Annotated in this window: 3 protein-coding genes; all 3 read left to right on the forward strand. The window is 72.4% G+C overall.

Translation table 11 applies throughout. From position 1 onward, the window contains the following. Positions 1-208 (forward strand): winged helix-turn-helix domain-containing protein (locus tag ACTHMS_RS04800; RefSeq protein WP_440305531.1); only part of this gene is annotated, 208 nt, incomplete at its 5' end. Positions 209-350: 142 nt separating this feature from the next. After that, a complete protein-coding gene (gene mshD / locus ACTHMS_RS04805; protein ID WP_440305532.1) occupies positions 351-1,208 on the forward strand; it encodes a mycothiol synthase in 858 nt (285 codons plus the stop codon). 155 nt (positions 1,209-1,363) lie between these two features. After that, positions 1,364-2,521: a phosphate ABC transporter substrate-binding protein PstS gene (gene pstS / locus ACTHMS_RS04810; RefSeq protein ID WP_440305533.1), complete on the forward strand. Its 1,158-nt coding sequence runs from the start codon at positions 1,364-1,366 to the stop codon at positions 2,519-2,521. The last annotated feature ends 278 nt before the right edge of the window (positions 2,522-2,799 follow it).

Genomic DNA, 2,799 nt, shown 5'->3' on the forward strand with positions numbered 1-2,799 from the left:
CTACTTCGGTGGCACCCGCACCGTCGACGTGCACGTGCGGCGGCTGCGCGCCAAGCTCGGCACCGAGCACGAGAACATGATCGGCACGGTGCGCAACGTCGGCTACAAGTTCGTGCGGCCGTCCGAGACGGCGGCGGCCCGGGCCTCGGCCGAGGCCGAGCTCGACGCCGCGGAGGACGACACCGTCGTCCCGCTGCGCCGCGCCTGACGGGACACTGCCGGCCGGGTGCGTGGCCACCGTGCGGGCGGACACGCCGGCGCCGACCCCGCAGCGTCGCCACACACCGGCGCGCCTGAGGATGCGGCGCCGCGCCTGACGGAGTTCCCGACCGGCGGCTAGCGTCGCCGGCATGGTCACCGTCGCCGAACGCCGCCCGGACGCCGCCGCGGTGCGCCGTCTCGCCGCCGATCTCGAGTCGCGCTTCGGCGCGCCGCCGCTGTCGGACCAGACGCTGGGCCTGCTCGCGTCCGACGACGTGGTGCACCTCGTGGCCGAGGACGACGGCGCGCTCGTCGGGTACGCGCAGCGCGCGGGTGAGGACCTCGAGATCGCCGCGGACGCCGCCTCCGCCGAGGCCCTGCTCGATGCCGCCCTCGCAGCGAGCGGCCCCGTGCGCACCTGGACGCACGGCCGCAACTCGCCGTTGCCGGGCGTGCTCGAGACCCACGGCTTCACCCGCACCCGCGTGCTGCACCAACTGCTGCTGCCGACCCTCGGGGACGTGCCGGCGACCGCACTGCCCGACGGCGTCACGCTCCGGTCGTTCGTGGTCGGCCAGGACGAGGACGCGTGGCTCGCGGTGAACGCCGCCGCCTTCGCGCATCACCCGGAGCAGGGTCGGTGGACGCGCGCCGACCTGGCCGCCCGCGAGGCCGAGGAATGGTTCGCCGCCGACGACCTGCTGCTGGCCGAGCGCGACGATGCGCTCGTCGGATTCCACTGGACGAAGGTGCACCCCGACGGCCGCGGTGAGGTCTACGTGCTCGGAGTGGCGCCGGCCGCCCAGGGCACCGGGCTCGGCGGCGCCCTGCTGCGGGCGGGCCTGCGGCACCTGCGCGACCGCGGCTGCCCCGACGTGCTGCTCTACGTCGACGACGACAACCAGGGCGCGCTGCGCCTGTACGAGCGCGCCGGCTTCCAGCGGTACGACGTCGACGTGCAGTGGACGCGCGAAACGGACAAGTCCGGCGAGCCGTCGCGTTCGTGATCTCGTTCACGTCCCGTCCACCTCTACCGAACTGAGAGATAACCCAAGGCCCTCACTGGGTTCACCCTCCGTTCACCCACGCCCCCCCGATGCGCCACCTGGGCTCCCTAGCGTCGCCGACGACACGAACGTCCCAGACGAAGGGGGAACCCAGGGTGACGCTCACCTACACCCGAGCCGGCGCCGTCGCCGGTCTCCTCGCCGGCGTGATCTCGCTGGCCGCCTGCTCCTCGAGCGGCTCGAACAACGGCGGCGGCACGTCGTCGTCCGACACCGGCAGCACGTCGGCCTCGGCGCCCGCCAGCAGCGGCAGCAGCACCACCGGCGGCAGCGGCGACTGTGCCACCGGCTCGATCAAGTCCGACGGCTCGAGCGCCCAGGCGAACGCGATGACCACCTGGGTCACGAAGTACCAGCAGCAGTGCTCGGGCGCGACCGTGAACTACACGAGCACCAACTCGGGCCAGGGTGTCAGCGACTTCGCCGCCGGCAAGATCGACTTCGCCGGCTCCGACGCCGCGCTCGACCCGACCAAGGGCGAGCCGGACGCCGCCACCAAGGCCTGCGGCTCGACCGCCATCGACATCCCGATGGTCGTCGGCCCGATCGCGATCGGCTACAACCTGTCCGGCGTCACCGACCTGACGCTCAACCCGGACGTGCTGGCCAAGATCTTCACCGGCAAGATCACCACCTGGAACGACCCGGCCATCGCGGCCATCAACAAGGGCGCGAGCCTGCCGTCGAAGAAGATCTCGGTCTTCTTCCGTGGCGACCCCTCGGGCACCTCGAAGAACTTCGAGAACTACCTCTCGAAGACCGCCCCGACCGTCTTCACCGCCACGCCCGACAAGCCGTGGCCGTACAAGACCGGCTCGGGCGTCAACGGCTCGCCGGCCGTGGCCGACGCGGTCAAGAGCACCGACGGCGGCATCGGCTACATGGAGTGGTCGTACGCCGGCAACAAGGGCCTGACCACCGCCAAGATCGACAACGGCGGCGGCGCGGTCGCGCTGTCGGCCGACACGGCGGGTTCGCTGGCCGGCACCGCGCAGATCACCGGCACCGGCGACGACCTGACGCTGAAGCTCGACTACGCCACGAAGACGGCCGGCGTCTACCCGATCGCCCTCGTGACCTACGAGATCGTGTGCACGAAGTACAAGGACCCGAAGATCGGCTCGCTGGTCAAGTCGTTCCTCACCTACACCTCGTCCAGCGAGGGCCAGGGCCTGCTGGCCGCCCAGGGCTACGGCGCACTGCCGACCGAGCTGCTGAGCAAGGTGCAGGCCTCGGTCGCCAAGATCAGCTGAACCACCCGCAGTAAGCGGCCCCGCCGGGCCCCGGCCGCCGCGCCGGGCCGGGCGGGGCCACCTGCACACCACCGCCGCGGACCGGACCCCGACCGGCCCCCTTTCGAACCGCCGACGCCGAGGAAGCCTGGTAGCCAGAATGGACGGACACACCACCGGTCGCGTCCGGACACGCGCCGACCGGACGCCGGCGGCGGAACCACCGCCCTACCCGGAGGCGCGCGTGACCGATCCCCACCTGCCGTCCACGCTGGGCGAGACCCAGCCGTCGGACGACC

Origin of the sequence: Jatrophihabitans sp., from assembly GCF_051960575.1 — a bacterium.
Classification (GTDB): Bacteria; Actinomycetota; Actinomycetes; order Mycobacteriales; family Jatrophihabitantaceae; genus JBQCEE01.

Excerpts from the sequence above, each read along its gene's own strand:
- mshD (WP_440305532.1), top strand. The coding sequence starts at position 351 with ATGGTCACCGTCGCCGAACGCCGCCCGGACGCCGCCGCGGTGCGCCGT.